The following is a 17,015-nucleotide window of genomic DNA, read 5'->3' as shown; positions in this document are numbered from 1 at the left end:
AGCAAAGACCCGGCGCACCGGCCCGAGACGGTGCTGGATGTGCTGCGCGGCATCCAGCTGGCTGAGGCGGAGCTGGGCATGCGGCCCTCTGTGCTCGACATGCCGGCCGTCCGGGTGCTGGCGGCGGAGGACACGTCGGGCCTGCGGACGCGGCCCGACGGCTCGGCGGTGATGTTCGTGGCGACATCGGGGCGCACGGGGCGGCGCATCCGGCCGGTTCCCGGGGAGTCCACGGCGGCGGCGGGCGGCATCGGGCAGACGCCCCACGCGAATCCCGGCGCTCCCGGTGGCGCCCGGCGGCGATGGCTCGTTCCGGTCGTCGCGGCTATGTCGCTGGTCGTCATCGGCGCGCTCGTTGCGGTCGGGCTCAGCGTCGCCGCTCCGGCGGGCGGCGGCGTCATCCCGCAGGTTGGCTCGATTCGCGCGGACTCCGGAGAGGGAACCGTCACCTTTCGCTGGGACGACCCCGGACTGCTGGAGGGCGACAGCTATCTCGTCCGGGTGATCGGCCCGGGCGGTGCAGCGGAGGACATGCCGCAGAACGTCACAAGCTACACGGTCTCGACGGCGTCGGGGCGGGTCTGCGTGACGGTCACGGTGCTGCGGCGTCCTGGGCGGACAGCCGAGCGGATCGGCGTGCTCGGGATGAGGGGGGCGTGGACACGGGCCGTCAGCACCTGGTCGAACCGCCGCGGTGCGATGCGCGGTGCGATGCGCGGCGATGCGATGCGACGGCTCTCGCGGGCGATGCTCGGCGTGCTCGGCGGAATGCTCGTCGCCGGGCTCGTCGCCGGGCTCGTCGCCGGGCTCGTCGCCGTCACGGTGGTCTCGGAGGGCTACGCGCGCCAGCGACCGGAGCTGGACGACGGATCGGTGTGGGTGGCGAACGGTTCGCTCGGGATGGTCGGCCACGCCAACACGGAGATCGGCTCGCTGAGCGCGGCGGTCGTAGCGGGCGGGACGGGGGCCGACCTCATCCAGGACCCGGCGCGGCTGCTCGTCCACGACCGCGTGAACAACACCCTGCAAGTCGTGGACACGGCTCGCGCGGAGGTCACCGACACGGTTCCGCTGCCGAGCGGACTGCCGGAAGTGGTGGACGCGGGGAAACGGATCGCTGTGTACCTGCCCGCGAGTGGGGATGTGTGGAGCGTCGCCGAGTCCGCGGTGGCGTCGTTCCGGGCGAAGTCGACGCCCGCTTACGCCCTGGGGGCCGACGCCACGCTCGCCGCCGACGCGGACGGGAACTTCGCCGGGTATTCGGCGAAGAGCGGGCGTCTCACGACCGGTGCGTTCACCGCAGCGGCCAAGCCGGAGACGCGCGCCGTGCGATTCGGCGGCGGGACGGGTAAGACGGGGGCTGTCCAGGTCTCGCTCGTGGGCGGCCGGGCCGCGGTGTACGACGCCGCTTCGGGCGAACTGTGGCTGGACGGGCGCACGGTGCGGCTCGGGTCCCACATCCCGGAGCCGGCTTCCGCGCGGCTCGCCGCGCCCGTCATCGACAGCGGCCGGCTGCTGATCGCCCACTCGCAGGGGGTTCTCGCCGTCCACGCCGAGACCGGCGAGGTCACCGTCATCGGGCACGACCCGCGGGCGACGGGCACCGCTGCGCGGCCGTTGCAGGTGGACGGCTGCGATTACGCGGCCTGGTCGGGCGGTGTCGGGTACGAACTCTGCGGGTCGTCCCCTCGGGTCGTCGTGCTCGACGGGATGGCCGGCGCGGCTCCCGCGCTCCTCGCGAACGGACGCCGGGCGGTCGTCGGCGACGCCACGACCGGGCGGGCGTGGGCGATCCAGCGCGACGGGGCCCTCATCGACAACTGGGCGGACTTCACCACGGAGGACAGCGAGCGGCACCCGCGGCAGGACGCACTGGACACGCCTCCGGAGATCGACAGCGTCGCCGCTGCGCCCATCGCTCAGGATGACGAGTTCGGCGCGCGGGGGGCGCGTGACGCCGCTGCCGGTGCTGCTGAACGACACGGACCCGAATGGGGACCCGCTCGCGATCACGGCGGTGACGCCGCTGCCGGAGCTGTTCGGGCGCCTCGACATCGTGGAGAACGCGCAGAAACTGCAGCTGACGGCGACGCCGGAGGCGGCGGGGGCGCAGACCGTGCGCTACACGATCGACGACGGGAACGGAGCGACGGCCGAGGCGACCCTGACCATCACGATCGCGCCGCCTGGGCAGAACAGTCCGCCGGTCCAGGTGCGCACGAACCGGACGTCTGTCGCGAGCGGAGCCCTGGCCCGGATCGCCGTGCTCGACGACTGGGTGGACCCCGACGGCGACCCGATCTTCCTGGCCGACGCGCAGGCGTCTGCCCCCGGCCGCGTGTCCTTCACCCCGGCGGGCGAGGTCCAGTACACCGATGACGGGACACGGCCGGGACTCAGCACGGTGCCGCTGGCCGTGTCTGACGACACAGCGATGGGCAACGGCTCCCTCGCGGTCACGGCCGGCGCTCCGGGTACGGTGCCGATCATCGCCGGCTCGTTCACACTGACCGGGTTCGCCGGGCAGCCGGTCGCGGTCGCACCTCTGCAGAACGTGCGCGGTGGCACCGGGGAGCTCATGCTCGAGGGGGTGACCGAGTCAGGCGGCGGCTCGGTCACGATCACCCCGGACTATGCGGCGGGGACCTTCGTCGCGCGCGCCCCGGCAGCGGGCGACTACGAGCTGACCTACACCGCTGGCGACGGCGACCAGAACGCGAGCGGCCGGGTGCGGCTGCGGCTGCGGCTGAGCGAACCGCCGGGGACGACCCTGCCGCCGGTGACGCCGCCGGTGACCGTCTACGCTTCGCTGCGGCAGACGCAGCAGGTGGAAGCGCTGGCTGGGGACGTCGATCCGGCCGTCGGAGTTCTGGGGATCACCGGTGTGGACGGCGTCCCGGACGAGCTCGCGGTTGCCGTGCTGGACCAGAGCCGGCTCACCCTCACCCTCACCCGCCCGTTGACCGCCGGACCCGTGAGCTTCCTGTACACCGCGAGCAATGGGCGCTCGATCGCCCCCGGGACGATCACGGTCGTCCAGGTACCGGACCCGCTGCAGTTGCAGCCCCCGGTCGCGATGCCAGACGAAGCGACGGTGCGGGTGGGCGAGGTGGCGGACATCCCGGTGCTCGCGAACGACTCGCAACCGGACGGCAAACCGCTGATTCTCGGCTCGGAGCTGGTCGACAAGCTGCCGCCGGGAGCCGGCGTCCTTTTCCCTGCCGGTGACCGGCTGTGCTTTCTCGTCCCGCTCAAGCCGGGCACTTTCAAGGCCGCCTACTCGGTGACCACGACCGATGGGCAGACCGCGATCGGCCAGGTGACCATCACGGTCCGGGACGCAGCGGCGTCGGACAACCGGCCCCCCTTCCGCTGACCGTGACCGCCCACGCGAAGGCCGGAGAGCTGGTCCGCATCCCGATCCCGCTGACCGGCATCGACCCAGACGGCGACACGGTGACGCTCAGCGGCCAGACGGGCGCACCCCGACTCGGTGCGGTCTCCGGGGTCGGCGCCGACTCCATCGACTCCACGCCGGGGCCTTTCGCGGCGGGCACAGACGAGTTCCAGTACACGGTGGTGGATGCGCAGGCGACGGGGCTCGTGCGCGTCGGTGTCCTGCCGCCGACCGAAGCGGTGCAGCCGCCCGTTCCGGTGGACGACGCGGTCGCGGTCCGGCCGGGGTCGCCCCTGAAGGTCGATGTGACGCAGAACGTCAGCGACCCGCAGGGCGGCGCGCTGACGGTCATCGCCGCCGAGGGTGCGGACGGACTGGTGGCGGCGCACGGGAAGAAGACCATCGAGCTGACGGCCCCGGCGACGCCGGGCGCGGTGGCGGTGCTGTACACGGTCCGCAACCCGCGCGGCGGCACGGCCAGCGCGTGGCTGTATCTCGACGTGCGGGCGGACGCCCCGCTGGCGGCCCCGGTCGCCTCCGATGTCCGTGTGCCTCTCACGGCCGTGGACGGCAAGGAGACCGTCGCCGTGGACGCTCTCGGCTCGGTGACCTTCAGCGAGGGCGGGACCTCCGCGCTGACGCTGAGGGTGCCCGGCGGCTTCCCGACCGCGAGCGTGTCCGGGGACCGGCTGCGGGTGAAGGCGCGGCCGCTCAGCCAGGTCATCCCGTACACGGTCGCGCGCAAGGATGACCCGTCCGTCAGCGCGACGGCGTTCGTCTGGGTCCCGGGCTACGAAGACGCCGCCCCGGAGCGCCGGGCGGACGCGCCGCAGCTGACGACGACGAGCGGTGAGCCGCTGACGATCCGCATCGGTGACTATGTGGTCGCCACAGCCGGACGCAAAGCGCGGATCGTGGACGCGGCGAGCGTCACGGCGACGTATTCGGACGGACAGCCGCTGGTGGTGGATGAGACAACCCTCCGGTACACGCCGGCGAAGGAGTACTTCGGCCCGGCGTCCTGTTCGCCGCGGTGGCGCTGCTCTGGGCGACGCGCGGCATCGGCGCGCCGCGCGGTGGGCGGGCGCGGCCGAGACGGTTCCTGGCGGCGACCGCGGTCATCGCGGCGACGGCCGGGGCGGGCTCCGGGATCGCCGCAGTGCTGCCGGCCGCTGCGTCCCGGACTGTCATCCGGGACGCGGTGACACCGCCGTTCGACCCGCGAGCGGAGCTGAGCCCGCTCGTCGCTTACCGCAACAGTGTGCTGCCGCCCGGCGCTGAGACCGTGCTGCTGCGCGTCGGCGGGCTGCCGGAGGGTTCGCGGCTGCGGCTCGCCGTGCTGGACGACTACGACGGCCGGGTGTTCGCCGTGGGGACCCATCCGGCCTCCGGCGCGTACGAGCGCATCCCCCTCCGCGTGGTTCGTCTGGTTGCGTCCAAGGGCCGGCAGGCGCGCGTCGCGGTCACCGTCGAGGACTACCGCGGACCGTGGCTTCCCACGGCGGGCGCTGTCGAGTCGATCACGCTGGACGGGTTCTTATACAACAGCGCCGCGGGTGCGGGTGCGGTCGCCGGTGAGGTCGGGAAGGGGACGCGCTACACGATGCGGACCGTGATCGAGGGGATGTCCGAGGATGCGAGCATCGCCGCGGCCGTGCCTCCCGGGGCCGGGCCGGGCGTCTCCAGCGTCCCGCCCTTCCTGGCTGATGCGGTCAGCCGCCACGCCGGTGACGGCTCCCCGGGCGCGCGGCTTCTTGCGCTCACGACCTGGCTGCGCGCCGGTTACACGAGCCACGGCGGCGAGGTGGAGCCGCCGAGCCGCTCCGGTCACAGCCTCGCCCGGTTGTCCGAACTGGTCGGCACCGAGCCAATGGTCGGCGACGCCGAGCAGTACGCGCCCGCTCTCGCGCTGATGGCACGGCAGCTCGGATTCCCGTCGCGGGTGGTCGTCGGATACGAGCCGGCGAGCGACCGAGTGACCGGCGCGTATCTCACCGCGTGGGTCGAGGTGCGGACCGCGGACGGCCGCTGGCTGGCGATCGATCCCAACCCGCCCGAACGGGAGGCGCCGGATGAGGATCGCGAGAGCACCGAGGTGATCGCGCTGCCGGAGACGGTGCTGCCGCCGCCCCCGCCGCCGCGACCCGATGCCGTCTCCTCCACCGGCTCGGCTGGCGACGACAAGAAGCCGGAGCCCGAGCTTCCCGAGTGGCGGCGCGCCCTGAACGCTGTGCTAGGGGTCGCCGCTGTCGCCGGCCCCGCGTTGGCTGCGCTGCTCGCACCGCTCTGGCTGCCTGCGCTGCTGCGCGGAGTCCTCCGCGGGCGGCGGTGGCGGAAGGACCGGCGGGAACGCGTGCTCACCGGCGGCTGGTCTCAGGTGCGTGACCGGATCGCCGAACTCGGGGAATCCGTTCCACGCGCGGCGACGCGGCAGGAGCTCGCCGCGATTGCGCGGAGCGCCGAGGTCATGGCGCTCGCCGCGCAGGCCGACCGGGTGGCGTTCGACGCCTACGAGCCCACGCAAGCCGAGGTGGACGCCTATTGGGCCGGTGTGTACCGGGCGCGGTCTGGTCTGTTGCGTGCGCACGGGGTGCGAACTCGGGTTAGAGTCATGGTGTCTTGGCGTGGCATCCTGAGCGGTGTGAAGGGAAGACGGAGATGTCAGTGACATTCGTGATGGAGTTCAGCGACGGGCAGCGCGTGGAGTCCAGCGGGAGCGGAGTCGTGGGGCGCAACCCCGTGGTTCACACGCCCGGAACCGAGTTCGACGACCCCGCCTCCGTCGAACTCATCACGGTGGCCGACGATGCGAAGTCCGTCTCCCGTACGCACTTGGCGTTCGGCCGGTACGATGATGTCTTCTGGGTGATGGATCTCGGGTCGGCGAACGGGACGACTATCACCTACCCCGGCGAGGGGACGTTCGCGTGCGACCCGAACACCCGGCACGAGGTCGACCCAGGATCAATCGTGCGGTTCGGGAACTCGTCTTTCGTGCTCAGCCGGCGCTGACCGGCCCCGGGCCGGTCAGGCGGCCGCGGCCTTGGCGGCTGCCAGGTCGTCGAACAGCTCTGTGTTGAACCGGAAAGCGAGGCCGACCTCGGCGATCACGCGGTCGCGCTCCTCTTCGGTCCAGTCCACGGCGTCGAGCTGGGCCCGGTAGATGTCCTTGAACACTTTCGGCTTGGCGATCTCGGCGAAGAGGTAGAAACCGACCCCGTTGGTCTCGAAGCCGTACTGACGTTGCAGAAGCGTGCGGATGATCTGGCCGCCGGAGAGGTCGCCGAGGTAGCGCGTATAGTGGTGGGCGACGAAGCCGCCCGGCCAGCTGCTGCCGACGTCGCGGATGCGCGCGGTGTAGTGCAGTGTGCTCGGGAGCGGGTGGACGCGGTCCCTCCAGTCCTCACCGAGAAGGAACTCCAGGTCGGCTTCGATGGCCGGCAGGCGCGTGAGCTTCGGGGTGATGAACAGGGCGGCGATCGGGTCGCCCGCCATCCATCCGGCGGCCGTTTCCAGCGCGTCGTAGATGAACCAGTGCTGTGCGAGCAGGTGGATGTAGTCTTCCCGGCTGCCCTTACCGCTCATGAGGTCCTGCATGAAGCTCGCGCCTTCGCTCTCCTCGTGGACAGTCCGGGTGCGCTCGCGGAGTGCTTGGGAGAAAGGGATGGGTTCGGCCACGATGAGGTCTCCAGATCAACTGAGGTTAACCTTAGTTTGTCCCCTGGTCTTCGGTTCCGTCAACCATCAGTGATGGTGGACCATCACCGCTGCGATGCCGGCATTAGTGGCTCCAAGTGCCGGAATAGTGACGCCGCAGACAGCGCAGGCGCTGAGCAGGAGAGCGGCGAGGAAGCGGGGGGCTCCGCTGTGGGGTGCGGCAGGGCGCCGGCGGCGGAGCACGATGGCTGCCGTGGCGGCGACGGCGAGGCCCAGCAGCGAGGCAACGCCCATCGGCAGGAGCGGGAGCGTCAGCACTGTGCCGGAGGACGCCGTTGCGCCGATCGTGGCGAGTGTCGCCCACATCCCGATCGGCGCGAGGGCCAGCGCCGGGATGGCGCGCAGCAGCGGCGGCCGATCGGGCGCCAGCGTCGCCACCGCCCAGCCGAGTTCCGCCAGTGCGAAGGCCAGCAGCAGGGCGAGCATCGGAAGGGGTGCGCCGGGGGCCAGGGCCGCGTGCAGCAGCCCGGCCCCCAGCGCGGCCGCGGCGAGGAATGCCCGGGTCGCCGGAGCGTCGGGAAGGGATTCCGTCATCCTGCTCATGGGAGCGCCGTGGCCCGATCGGTCAGACGGTGGCCGAAGAGGAGCGCACGGTCCGCTCGGCGCCGAGACCGACACCGAGGAGCACGATCGCGCTCACGAGGTGCAGGAAGTGGTCGGGCGTGTTCAGGGCGAGGATGTTCGCCGCGGTGCCGACCAGGAAGAAGCCCACGATGCCCAGAAGCAGGTAGACGGCTCCGATGGTGACGTTGATGCCCCTGGCGGCGGTCGCATTCGCCAGGCCGGCGGTGAGCAGCGCAGCGCCGATCAGCAGGTGCGCGATGTTGTGAAGCGGGTTCACCTCGAAGATGCCGAGGATCAGCCCGCCCTGGGTCGCCACGAATCCGACGCCGCCCGTGAAGGCGAAGCCGAGCAGGCCGACCAGCAGGTAGACGGCGCCGAAGACGGTGGCGACGAGGCGATTCGGTGATGTGCGCATTGTTCGTTCCTCCTTGACGACGGCGGGCGGGCCACCCACCTCGATCAGGGATTCGACGCGGACCCGCCGATCGGATTGGCGCTTTCCGCAGCCGCCGCTTCCCTGCTGCGCAGCTGTGGATAACTCTGGGGACAACACGTGGAAGAATGCGGAAAAACTGTGGAGGATACGCGCGACCTGTGTATGACCGCAGAATTCTCAGCTTAGAGAAAAGTGCTTTGATCAGGTTATTTGCTCCACAGATGCGATTTTCGAAGCTGTGTGCGAAAACACAATCGTGTCATTCACACCGTTATCCGAGCTGTGGATGACGCCGCGCCCCGCCGCGCTCGCGAGGCGAGTCGCTGTGCTCAGAAGTGCGAACGGCGGCCTGAGGGCGCATCATTGCGTGCCGGGTCGATGTGGGGAGGATGCCTCGGACGCCGTGCTTGCCGCCCTCGAGCGATCTGCCTGTGGATAACCGTGTGGAAAAGATGGTCATGACCGGGGAAATCTCGTGGATAAACGCAAGACTTTCTGGGGATAACCGTCATTTTCGGAGCGAGAAAAAGCTTTTGACCAGCATTTTTGTTCTCCACACGCTGTGGAGAACAAAATGCATGGATGTGGAGAGAGTGCGCCCGATCATGCTGTGGATGAAACCCCGGTCGCTCGAGATGGTTCATGCGCGTTCATCATCTTGGCCCCGCCGCATCGCACCGGCATCCCAAGCGTCCGCGACGGTGGATGAGCAGGTGGAACCGGCCGTCCCTTCCTCGCTCCCGGCGTCAGGGCTGATTCAGACCCTGTTCACGCACATGTCATCCGGGAGAGCTGCCGCTGTTTCCCGGCGACCTCTACCCTTCAGCGTGTTCGGGCGAGCTGAAGCCCGTCACTCACAATCGAAAGGAAACACCATGCGATTATCGCGCAAATTCTCCCGCCTGCTCCTCGCGGGCATCACAACGATCACGCTCGTCGCCGGCACTGCCGGAGCTGCGCATGCCGACGAGTCTTACACGACATCCGGAGACTTCTCCTGGCAGTCGACATCCGTTAAACGACTTGCGAACTGCGCGGCCAGCGAGTGGTTCAACTCAGGCAAATCGGGTGGGCAGATCGCGGACTGCAACAATGCCGATTCGACTTCCTACTGGGACGGTGTCCATCTCGCCGGCGCTGACCATTTGGACATGCGCGGCGAACGCGTCGACTACCGTTCGGACCAGAGCTGCCCGGCCAAGCACGGCTTCCAGTATGTCAAATGTTATTACGTCGGGGGGAAGAGCCGGGGGAACATCGTCATGACCGTCAGCATCGTATCCTACGGGTACGGAGGACTCACGGCGAGGTTCAGCTGGTATTACCTCTGATCGTTACGCGGTCCCCTCGGCCGGAGAGCGCATTGTCCCCGGGGTGCTTCCGGGCTCGTCCGCGATCGCGAGGGCTCCCACGTCTTCGTCTCGTGGCGCGTGAGCGCGCCACGAGACGAAGGGCCGGCCCGGCCGAGGGTCGCTGGTGTGCGAGGCCTTCATCCGCACGATGATCGGGCGAGTGCGAACCGATCGGCGGCGGCCGAGGCCGCGTGGACGCTCTGGGCGGCCCGCTTGTGCGACGCTCGCGACGTTCCAAGCGAAGAAGCGCGCGCTCAGCTCGCCGGAGGCGGACGCCGTCTCCGGCCTTCCCAGACGGCCCGCCAGGGTTTATCGTCGCGCCATGCGACCTCAGACTCTTCTCGTCCTCGTTCTCCTCGCCGCCGCTTACATCCTCGGCGCTCGCGCGGGACGCGAGCGCTACGATCAGATCGCCAGCTCCGTCAGATCGTTCTGGAACGATCCGACTGTGAAGAAGGCTCGCAAAAAGGCGAAGCGTGAGGAGGAGAAGGCCCGCAAGCGCTTCGCCTGACTCCCGGGGCTCAGGGCTCCCGGGGGTCGCCCTCCGTGTAGTCGCCGCTGGGCGCGTCGGCGGGCTCTTCCCCGTCCGTGTACGACCCCTCGACATCCGAGCCGGGGGTGATGCCCTCCGTCTCGGTGTACTGGCCGTGGACGGTCCGCTTGTGCGGTCCTTCGCCGTTCGCCTCGGTGTAGCCGCCCTCGAGGTTCTTGCGGGCGGCGCCGGGCTGGTCATCGGGGGTGCTCATAGCAGGGAGCGTACGCCGGAGCGGGTCATGGGGCCAGGGGCACCATCGTGCTGCCCTCGGGCGAGAAGGTCCGCCGGGTGATACGCCCGAAGTTCCGCACCATGCTCCAACTGCTGGCGAACGACGGCGGGGACGTGCTGATCGCCTACGACCTCGACCGTGCGGTGCGTGACCCGCGCGACCTGGAGGATTTGATCGACTCCAAGGTGCTGCACGGGTAGGGGGTGAAGTCCGCCACGGGAAGCCTGCGCCTGGACACGGACAGCGATGTGGCGATGGCCCGGGTGTTGGTGGCGATGGCGAACAAGTCGTCTGCGGACACCGCCAGGCGGGTGGCGCGGGCGTCGAAGCAGCAGGCCATCGACGGGCGTTGGCATGGGGGCCGCGCCTCGTACGGGTACCGGACGGGCGACTCCACGCTGTATGTGGTGCCGGAGCGGGCGGCGTTGGTGCGTGAGGCGTCGGAGCGGGTGCGGGCTGGGGAGAGCGTGTACAGAATCGTCAACCGGTGGAACCAGGCGGGGTGGGTGACGATGCACGGGGTGCGGTGGAGCGAGAAGGCGTTGAAGCAGATTCTGCGGAACCCGGTCTTGAAGGGCGTACGAACGTACCGGCCGGTGTTGCCGGGTGGGTCGTGGGCGACGGCCCCCGAGGTGGTGGTGGAGGGGAACTGGACCCCGATCTTGGATGCCGATGCCTGGGACGAGACGGTCGCGGTGCTGGATGCACGGCGGGCGAGGAAGAATGGAGGGCGCACGTACTCGTCAAAGTGGGTGATGCCGTTCTCTGGACTGATCCGGTGCGGCAAGTGCGGGCACAAGATGCGCAAGCAGGGACCGAACTACATTTGTGGGCACCACACTCGGGGCGGGTGCGCCCGCTCGATCAACGCCGTCGCGATTCAGGCATTTATCGAGGATGCCGTGCTCGCCGCCTTCTCCGGGCCGACCTCACAGGCTCCCCCACCCGCACGCCCGGGCAAGAGGAGGTGACCGGGATGCGGGAGAGACTGGCGGCGGACCGGGCGGCACTGGAGCGGCTGGACGACGACCACTATGACGGGCTGATCGACCGGGCAACCTGGTCGAGGCAGCGGAACCGGATCATGGACCGACTGGTGGTGCTGCAACGCGAGTACGAGGACGCCATGCCGGTGCTGCCCATCGCATCCACAACGCCCTCGGCACTCTCCTCGCCCAGGTGCTCGTCCCGTCCGAACCCTAACCGAATCGTGCAGCAGCACCCCACCGCACGCACCATCTGACGCAACACCTGCCACGAGCACAGCGCCTGCACCGCCACCCCCGGCGGAGCGGGCGCTCGTGCTTTATCCGGGTCGGTGCGAAGCGCACTGCACGGAACGTGCATCATCTCCGCGCGCTTGCCCTGCCGTCGTGCGCTGAGCGGACGTTCGTGCCCCGGGGACGGCGAGGCATGTGGAATACGGAATAGTGCTCGCCGGTGCGTGTCATCTAGCGTTAGACCGATCAGTCCACTCGGTCAACGGGCACCGGCTCCCGAAACCACTGAGTGTGACGTGAATGCCGCGATGAAAGGTGACGAGTATGGGCATCGTCCAAGCGCAAGCCGCCACCCGGATGGTGAACGCATGACCCTCACCGGCGCCTCCACCGTCGAGGAACTCATCCCCGGTAACCCCGCCGCGATCGAGAACGTGGTCCAGAACATCGGCTCCGGTGTCGGACCAGCCCGGCAGATAGCCGGGGCGTGGAAGATGATGACCCTCCCCGGATGGGAAGGCCGCGGCGGCAACGCCTGGCGGGCCTTCACCCCGAAGAAGCCGGCCACACGGGCATGCTGCCGCCCGCGCTCAACCGTGTCGCCGCAACGATGCTCCGCTACCAGTCCGCGTTCCAGGCTGCACGGGCTGAGGCGCGGGCCGCGATCACCGACGCGAAGACCGCGTAGCAGGCCACCCAGGCGGCGAAGCAGGAACACCGGGACGCCACTCGGAAAGCCGCCACCGCCGACCCCGGCACGCCCGAAGCGACCGTCACCCCCTTCACCGACCCCGGTGGCACCGGGCTGGCAGACGCGCAAACCCGCCTCGACACCGCCCGGGCGACCCTTGCCCGGGTGGGAGACGAGGTCGCCGCAGAGATCCGTGCCGCGGCAGGCACCACCAGTGGTGTCACCCCGTCACTGAAGGGTAGCGGCGGCCCGAGCATTGTTCCCGTGGTCGGTATCCCACCCGGTGGGTTGCCGAAGCCGACCCCGGAGGTCTGGGAAGGTATCGGGGAGTTCCTGACCGGGTTCTTCGGCGAGGCCTGGGACACCGTCATCGGGTTGGGGCAGCTTCTTCCTATCGTGTGGGTCCCCCAGGTCGTCGAGGAACTGTTCACACCCGAAGGGTGGGAACGGCAAGCCCAGAAATGGGACGCGTTCATCAACAACCCCGGCGGGGTACTTGGTGACCAATGGGACCAGATCTGGAAGTCCCTCACCTACGCCGACCTCTGGAAAGACCACCCCGGACAAGCCTCCGGCAGAGCCACCTTCGCAGCCCTCACCCTCGCCCTCCCGTTCCTGAAACTCGGCAAAGTGGGGAAACTCGGCACCGTCGGCAAGCTCGGGAAAGCCGACGACATCCCGAAACTACGACCACTGCAACCCGGCGAGAAACTCCGCCTCGGAGAGACAGCACGAGTCACCAGCGACGGCGGACCAGGGCTATGGGAGAAATCCCCCACCCGCACCAAGGGCCAAGACTACCAAGAGTTCATCACCGGCATGGAACGCGGCACCGAATACAAAGTCAACGGGGTCGACTTCGACGGCTACGACAAAACCCGCAACGTCCTCCTCGACGCCAAAGACTGGCAGAAATACCCACCCCTCAACCAAACCTTCTGGCAGGAAGGAACCCTGGAGCAGATCGGGAATCAGATCAGGGCGGCGAATGGCATGCGGATCGAGTGGCACCTCTCCACACAGGCGGCGAAAGACGCCGTGGACAAGATGCTTGAGAAGCAGGGGTGGACGGGTGACATTACGACCGTGTACACCCCGTTTGGGTAGGATTGGATCACAATGAGCAACGTTCAGCCGTACTTCGGGGCGTTCTGGGGTGTGCGCGAGCAGACGTTCGGGCAGTTCATCGAACAAACCCGCGAGTTCCTGCAAGGGCTCCGGGCATTACACCCCGTTTTCGACACCCTCTATGTACTCGGGGACAAGGCGAACGCGGAGAAGCCTCTCGGCTCGAACCTGGAGCACCTTGAAGAACTCGCGTTTGAACGGGGCTGGGGCAAGAAGACTCCGAAAGACTGGTTCAGCAACCTCGATGAGCACGGCCGCCCGACAGCAGACTCGCTAGTCGATGTTGGGTGGGGGTTCGGTCTTGTGAACGAACCCGAAAGAGACCGGACAAACGACCACCTGCATCTGTCACTGCGCACGGGGAAAACCAGTCAGCGGCTGAACAACAGTGTCTTGCTGACATTGCATGATCCCGAGTCGCCGATTATCGCTCCCGACCTCTCGGAACGACTTTTCCACTATTTGATCGACTTCTGCCAGGCAGACCGGGGATTGCTCACCGACGAGAGCTACCGTGATGCGACACGGGACGAGGTTACCCGGGAGCAACTGGGCTGGTTGAACTTCCGGCGCGATCCCGGATTCGCCCGGTTCCTCCCCGCCAACGTCACCAGGCAGGCGTACGCTGGTGGTATTGAGTTCCGCATCGGCGAAGGCCGCGTACTCAACGCCAACGACAAAGCCGAGGTAGATGCGGGCCTCGCCATCCAAGCCGCGGTCCGCGCCGCGCATTAGACCACCACGACGCCACCCCGTGCCCGTCTCCTAGCGTCGCGGCTGGCGACGAGTTCGTTTGTGCGTAGTAGGATCATCCGCAACCAAGCAAACAGACGCAGGTACTTTTCCGGAACTACGGGACTTCGGTGGGCTTGTGCCATCGTCCTGCCCCTGGTGGCGACGGTCGTCTCCGTAGGCGCCTACCCGCGTCCGCTCCGTATCCACGCTGCCCCCGAGCGCTCCCGCGGCCAGCGTCCCGATTCCGGCGCCCAGCGCCGGGGAAGCGTCTGTCCGCGGTACGAGGAGGCCCGCGGCGAACAGAAGCATGCCCAGGTTGACGAGTACGGCGGCGATCCAGCCGAGGGCGGTGCGCAGCGCCGTCTTCATCGAGGCCCCGAGGCGGGGTTGGCCCCACGCTCTGCTGTCATCGTCGGTCACGTCCCGAACCTGCGTTCCGCCCGTTCCCGGGCAGCCTTCGCTCAGTTGAAGATCGCCCACTCCGAGCGGCTCAGTTGGGCTCTCTGCCCGCCGACCACGAGATACCAGCTGCTCTCGTCGCGATGCAGGTACTGGGCGAGGAGGGTGGAGTACTTCCACTTTCCGGACACCTGTGTCCATCTGATCAGGGAGATCATCTGGCCCTGCCGAAGGTAAGGAACGGCGACGAAGTCGTCGTTTTTCACGTGCTCTGGTCTGCGCAGTCGGCGCCCCGTCCGTGGAGTGCTCATGCTGAATACTAACCCAATTACACGCATTAGGTATGTATTGAAATTAAAGAGATTGCGTGCCAGGGGTCTTTGTTCGGTGCCAGCCTTGGAAACCGCACTGTTCGGCCGCCGCCGGACCGGCTCAGCGGGCTGCCGTCAGCGACGGTATCGGGGCGACCGTTCTCGTCCGCGCCGATTCGTACGCCGCGAGGATGATCCCGAGAACATCGATACCCTCCTTCTGCGTGTGCAGCGGGCGGGTGCCGTCGAGGACGCTGCGGGCGAAGTGGCCGAGCTCTTCGGCGAACGGGTTGACCGTTCCCAGTTCGAGGACGGTCGGCTCCGCATCGCCGTGCCGGCGGTAGCGGAGAGTGGTGCCGTCGCTCGTGAGGCTGCCGAGTTCGCCGACGGCCGAGAACTTCTCGGTGCCGTCGGCCGGCTGATACGCCCAGCTGGTGACCGCGGTGCCGATGACGCCGTTGTCGAACCGTACGAGAACGGTGGCCGAGTCCTCGCCTTCCATGAACGACAGCCGGTGGGTCGCGAGCATCGCGGTCGCCTCCACCGGCACCCCGCCCGCCAGGTGCAGCAGCAGATAGGTGGGGTGGTATCCGGTGTCGATCAGCTCGCCGCCGCCCGAGGTGGAGGCGTGGGCTCGCCAGTCCATGTTCGCCGGGTCGAAGTCGTTGTGGAAGGAGTCGGTGGTGCGCACCTCATACACCCGGCCGATCGTCCCGTCGTCGATCAGCTCTTTGGCCTTCGCAACGGCCGGCAGGAACAGCTGGTTGTGGGCGCACATGAGGGTGACACCGGCCTCCTCGACAGCGGCGGCGACCTCGACGGCCTCCTCCCGCGTCAGGCAGAGCGGCTTTTCGCACAGGATGTGCTTGCCGGCGCGGGCGGCGGCGACGATCGCATCCTTGTGCAGATGATGCGGCAGGCAGATGTCGACGGCGTCGATGTCTGCCTCCGCCAGCATCGTGGTGTAGTCGGCGTAGATCGCTGCTCCGGTGTCGCCCGCTCGGCTCTCGGCGCTCTCTCGCACCGGATCGGCGACCGCGGCGAAGGTGATGGAGCCGGGATTCGCGAGGTACCCTTCGAGGCGCGCTCTGGCGATGCCGCCGGCCCCGATCAGGCCGCTGCGAACAGTGGATGTGGTCATAGTGCTCTCCGAAGGAAGGGGTGAGGAACAGGGGATAAGAGACAGCGGGGGCGTTTATCAGGCGGTCGCCGGAACGAGCGCGACCGTGCGCCCGGTGCGGGCGGCCTCGTTCGCGGCGACGACGATGCGCGTGAGCGCGAGCGCGTGGTCCAGGTTGTCGTCGGCGCGTGTCCCGTCGTGGATGTGCTGCACCCACTGGCTGAACGCCCCGGGCGCGTTGCCGGCGGCGGGAGCTCCCGCCAGCCGTCGCCGGTGTTCAGCCGTAGGCTGCGGCCGTCTCCGTACGTCAGCGCTCCTCGCGTGCCGCGCAGCTCGATCGAGAAGTCGCCGGGGCCCTGCACGACGCTCGCCTCGAACACGCCCAGACGTCCGCCGGGGAACTCCGCGGTCACGACCGCGTTGTCCTCCACCTGCCGCACGGTGATGCTGCCGTACACGGCGGAGATCGCGGACGGCTCGGCCCGGTGGAACAACCGGGTCAGGTAGGCGGGGTGGCAGCCGAGATCGGTGAAGGCGCCGCCGATGGCCGCTTCCGGGTCGCCGAAGCGCTCTGGAAGCCAGCCCGCCACCCAGCCATCGTGCGCGAGGCGCACCCGGCTGTAGGTCGGCTCCCCGAGCGTCCCCTCGTCGAGTGTCCGTTCGATCGCGACGGTGTACGGATCGTAGAGCCGCGGCAGCGAGACCGCGAGAGCGAGGTGCGCGTCGTCGGCGGCGGCGATCCGCTCCGCTTCCTCCGATGTGGGAGCGAGGACTTTCTCGGTGAAGATGTGCTTGCCGGCGCGGATCGCGCGCAGCATCACCTCCCGGTGCTGGCCGGTCGCGGTGGTGACGGTGACGGCGTCGAGCCCGTCGCGGGCGAGCAGCTCGCCCAGGTCGGCGACGAACTCGACTCCGAACTGCGCGGCGGCGGCCAGGCCGCGTTGGTTGTCGTCGTCCCAGACGGCGACCAGAGTGGTGCCGGGATGCTCCTGCACGGCGCGCGCGTAGTCGCCCGCGTGGACATGCCAGAAACCGATCGCCGCGACAGCGAGTGGACGGTTCATGTTGATCGAGGCCTCCTTGCCTGGTGTTCGACGCGCGCGAACACGGACAGCCTAGCCACTTCGCGCCGCCGGGTACACGACTTCTGCCAAAATTCCCGCAGAAGTCGCCGCCGC

Annotated in this window: 19 protein-coding genes; 12 read left to right on the top strand and 7 right to left on the bottom strand. The window is 68.7% G+C overall.

Going from position 1 to position 17,015, the window contains the following annotated elements; translation table 11 throughout:
• Positions 1-1,924: 1,924 nt before the first annotated feature.
• The 4 genes from LXX_RS14980 (at position 1,925) to LXX_RS12190 (ending at position 6,409) form a co-directional block, all read left to right on the top strand.
• On the top strand, positions 1,925-3,376 hold the full coding sequence (locus LXX_RS14980; protein WP_223227667.1) for an Ig-like domain-containing protein: 1,452 nt from the start codon (positions 1,925-1,927) through the stop codon (positions 3,374-3,376).
• A gap of 2 nt (positions 3,377-3,378) precedes the next feature.
• A complete protein-coding gene (locus LXX_RS16985; RefSeq protein WP_141692937.1) occupies positions 3,379-4,602 on the top strand; it encodes an Ig-like domain-containing protein in 1,224 nt (407 codons plus the stop codon).
• 398 nt (positions 4,603-5,000) lie between these two features.
• Positions 5,001-6,065: a transglutaminase-like domain-containing protein gene (locus LXX_RS12195; protein ID WP_370558483.1), complete on the top strand. Its 1,065-nt coding sequence runs from the start codon at positions 5,001-5,003 to the stop codon at positions 6,063-6,065.
• On the top strand, positions 6,056-6,409 hold the full coding sequence (locus LXX_RS12190) for an FHA domain-containing protein (protein ID WP_011187079.1): 354 nt from the start codon (positions 6,056-6,058) through the stop codon (positions 6,407-6,409). Before LXX_RS12195 ends, LXX_RS12190 begins: the two co-directional genes overlap by 10 nt.
• Before the next feature lie 15 nt (positions 6,410-6,424).
• Here the strand turns inward: LXX_RS12190 and LXX_RS12185 are convergent, their stop codons facing one another.
• From LXX_RS12185 to LXX_RS12175, 3 genes are all read right to left on the bottom strand, one after another.
• On the bottom strand, positions 6,425-7,075 hold the full coding sequence (locus tag LXX_RS12185; protein WP_011187078.1) for a heme oxygenase (biliverdin-producing): 651 nt from the start codon (positions 7,073-7,075) through the stop codon (positions 6,425-6,427).
• Between the two features lie 66 nt (positions 7,076-7,141).
• On the bottom strand, positions 7,142-7,648 hold the full coding sequence (locus LXX_RS12180; protein ID WP_223227666.1) for a hypothetical protein: 507 nt from the start codon (positions 7,646-7,648) through the stop codon (positions 7,142-7,144).
• Positions 7,649-7,679: 31 nt separating this feature from the next.
• On the bottom strand, positions 7,680-8,093 hold the full coding sequence (locus tag LXX_RS12175) for a DUF4383 domain-containing protein (protein ID WP_041767959.1): 414 nt from the start codon (positions 8,091-8,093) through the stop codon (positions 7,680-7,682).
• 896 nt (positions 8,094-8,989) lie between these two features.
• On the opposite strand from LXX_RS12175, the gene LXX_RS12170 reads away from it, so the two are divergent.
• Together LXX_RS12170 and LXX_RS12165 are read left to right on the top strand one after the other, a co-directional pair.
• On the top strand, positions 8,990-9,445 hold the full coding sequence (locus LXX_RS12170) for a hypothetical protein (protein ID WP_011187076.1): 456 nt from the start codon (positions 8,990-8,992) through the stop codon (positions 9,443-9,445).
• A 343-nt stretch (positions 9,446-9,788) separates the two neighbouring features.
• Positions 9,789-9,977: a hypothetical protein gene (locus LXX_RS12165; protein ID WP_041768616.1), complete on the top strand. Its 189-nt coding sequence runs from the start codon at positions 9,789-9,791 to the stop codon at positions 9,975-9,977.
• 10 nt (positions 9,978-9,987) lie between these two features.
• Here the strand turns inward: LXX_RS12165 and LXX_RS12160 are convergent, their stop codons facing one another.
• Positions 9,988-10,212: a hypothetical protein gene (locus LXX_RS12160; RefSeq protein WP_011187075.1), complete on the bottom strand. Its 225-nt coding sequence runs from the start codon at positions 10,210-10,212 to the stop codon at positions 9,988-9,990.
• Positions 10,213-10,259: 47 nt separating this feature from the next.
• On the opposite strand from LXX_RS12160, the gene LXX_RS13885 reads away from it, so the two are divergent.
• The 6 genes from LXX_RS13885 (at position 10,260) to LXX_RS12140 (ending at position 14,007) form a co-directional block, all read left to right on the top strand.
• Entirely contained in the window at positions 10,260-10,433 is a 174-nt protein-coding gene (locus LXX_RS13885) for a recombinase family protein (protein WP_081423178.1), read from the top strand.
• A 3-nt stretch (positions 10,434-10,436) separates the two neighbouring features.
• Positions 10,437-11,204, top strand: a complete 768-nt coding sequence (locus LXX_RS13015; RefSeq protein ID WP_011187073.1) for a recombinase family protein — start codon at positions 10,437-10,439, stop codon at positions 11,202-11,204.
• 5 nt (positions 11,205-11,209) lie between these two features.
• A complete protein-coding gene (locus tag LXX_RS12150) occupies positions 11,210-11,476 on the top strand; it encodes a hypothetical protein (RefSeq protein ID WP_041767957.1) in 267 nt (88 codons plus the stop codon).
• Positions 11,477-11,964: 488 nt separating this feature from the next.
• Positions 11,965-12,141 (top strand): hypothetical protein, encoded by a 177-nt coding sequence (locus LXX_RS16010; protein WP_011187071.1) that lies wholly within the window; start codon positions 11,965-11,967, stop codon positions 12,139-12,141.
• Between the two features lie 267 nt (positions 12,142-12,408).
• Positions 12,409-13,251, top strand: a complete 843-nt coding sequence (locus LXX_RS12145) for a Tox-REase-5 domain-containing protein (RefSeq protein ID WP_011187070.1) — start codon at positions 12,409-12,411, stop codon at positions 13,249-13,251.
• A 12-nt stretch (positions 13,252-13,263) separates the two neighbouring features.
• Positions 13,264-14,007: a hypothetical protein gene (locus tag LXX_RS12140; RefSeq protein WP_011187069.1), complete on the top strand. Its 744-nt coding sequence runs from the start codon at positions 13,264-13,266 to the stop codon at positions 14,005-14,007.
• Positions 14,008-14,468: 461 nt separating this feature from the next.
• On the opposite strand, the gene LXX_RS12135 is transcribed toward LXX_RS12140, so the two are convergent.
• The 3 genes from LXX_RS12135 to LXX_RS12125 form a co-directional block, all read right to left on the bottom strand.
• Positions 14,469-14,672 (bottom strand): hypothetical protein, encoded by a 204-nt coding sequence (locus tag LXX_RS12135; protein WP_223227665.1) that lies wholly within the window; start codon positions 14,670-14,672, stop codon positions 14,469-14,471.
• Positions 14,673-14,838: 166 nt separating this feature from the next.
• A complete protein-coding gene (locus tag LXX_RS12130; protein WP_011187067.1) occupies positions 14,839-15,858 on the bottom strand; it encodes a Gfo/Idh/MocA family protein in 1,020 nt (339 codons plus the stop codon).
• Positions 15,855-16,901, bottom strand: coding sequence for a Gfo/Idh/MocA family protein (locus tag LXX_RS12125; protein ID WP_223227664.1), 1,047 nt, complete (start codon positions 16,899-16,901; stop codon positions 15,855-15,857). Before LXX_RS12125 ends, LXX_RS12130 begins: the two co-directional genes overlap by 4 nt.
• Positions 16,902-17,015 lie beyond the last annotated feature (114 nt).

This window comes from Leifsonia xyli subsp. xyli str. CTCB07, from assembly GCF_000007665.1.
GTDB lineage: Bacteria > Actinomycetota > Actinomycetes > Actinomycetales > Microbacteriaceae > Leifsonia > Leifsonia xyli_C.
The sequence above is the reverse complement of the archived record's forward strand: the minus strand, read 5'-3'. Positions and strand labels throughout refer to the sequence as shown.

What these genes read in the sequence shown, in the direction of transcription:
- LXX_RS12190 (WP_011187079.1), top strand. Translation starts at nt 6,056, where the DNA reads ATGTCAGTGACATTCGTGATGGAGTTCAGCGACGGGCAGCGCGTGGAG.
- LXX_RS12130 (WP_011187067.1), bottom strand. Translation starts at nt 15,858, where the DNA reads ATGACCACATCCACTGTTCGCAGCGGCCTGATCGGGGCCGGCGGCATC.
- LXX_RS12175 (WP_041767959.1), bottom strand. Translation starts at nt 8,093, where the DNA reads ATGCGCACATCACCGAATCGCCTCGTCGCCACCGTCTTCGGCGCCGTC.
- LXX_RS12170 (WP_011187076.1), top strand. Translation starts at nt 8,990, where the DNA reads ATGCGATTATCGCGCAAATTCTCCCGCCTGCTCCTCGCGGGCATCACA.
- LXX_RS12140 (WP_011187069.1), top strand. Translation starts at nt 13,264, where the DNA reads ATGAGCAACGTTCAGCCGTACTTCGGGGCGTTCTGGGGTGTGCGCGAG.
- LXX_RS12195 (WP_370558483.1), top strand. Translation starts at nt 5,001, where the DNA reads ATGCGGACCGTGATCGAGGGGATGTCCGAGGATGCGAGCATCGCCGCG.
- LXX_RS12165 (WP_041768616.1), top strand. Translation starts at nt 9,789, where the DNA reads ATGCGACCTCAGACTCTTCTCGTCCTCGTTCTCCTCGCCGCCGCTTAC.
- LXX_RS14980 (WP_223227667.1), top strand. Translation starts at nt 1,925, where the DNA reads ATGACGAGTTCGGCGCGCGGGGGGCGCGTGACGCCGCTGCCGGTGCTG.
- LXX_RS12125 (WP_223227664.1), bottom strand. Translation starts at nt 16,901, where the DNA reads ATGAACCGTCCACTCGCTGTCGCGGCGATCGGTTTCTGGCATGTCCAC.
- LXX_RS12180 (WP_223227666.1), bottom strand. Translation starts at nt 7,648, where the DNA reads ATGACGGAATCCCTTCCCGACGCTCCGGCGACCCGGGCATTCCTCGCC.
- LXX_RS16010 (WP_011187071.1), top strand. Translation starts at nt 11,965, where the DNA reads ATGGGAAGGCCGCGGCGGCAACGCCTGGCGGGCCTTCACCCCGAAGAA.
- LXX_RS12150 (WP_041767957.1), top strand. Translation starts at nt 11,210, where the DNA reads ATGCGGGAGAGACTGGCGGCGGACCGGGCGGCACTGGAGCGGCTGGAC.
- LXX_RS12160 (WP_011187075.1), bottom strand. Translation starts at nt 10,212, where the DNA reads ATGAGCACCCCCGATGACCAGCCCGGCGCCGCCCGCAAGAACCTCGAG.